This window comes from Methanocalculus natronophilus (genome assembly GCF_038751955.1).
In the GTDB taxonomy this organism is placed as follows: domain Archaea; phylum Halobacteriota; class Methanomicrobia; order Methanomicrobiales; family Methanocorpusculaceae; genus Methanocalculus; species Methanocalculus natronophilus.
Map to the genome: position 1 here is coordinate 1 of NZ_JBCEXH010000070.1, position 268 is coordinate 268.

At 38.4% G+C, this 268-nt stretch carries 1 protein-coding gene; it reads left to right on the top strand.

What is annotated here, in order from left to right; all coding sequences use genetic code 11:
- Window positions 1–2: 2 nt before the first annotated feature.
- Window positions 3–268 (top strand): aminotransferase class I/II-fold pyridoxal phosphate-dependent enzyme (locus ABCO64_RS11015; protein ID WP_425463709.1); only part of this gene is annotated, 266 nt, incomplete at its 3' end.

The window sequence follows — 268 nt, forward strand, 5'->3', positions numbered from 1 at the left end:
ATGTGAAAGAATGGCTCTTACATAGAGGACGTCCTTTATTATTCTCAACGGCACTACCACCAAGCGCAACGGCAGCTACCATTGAAAGTGTTAAGATGTTGATGGAAAGTGAAGAACATACAAATAAACTATGGGACAATGCGAAATACTTTAAAAAAGCTATGAAAGCTTTAGGCTTTGATATAGGAATTTCACAAACCCCAATTACCCCTGTCATGATTGGGGATGATGCGAAGACTATGGAGTTTTCTAAAGCATTGTTAGATGA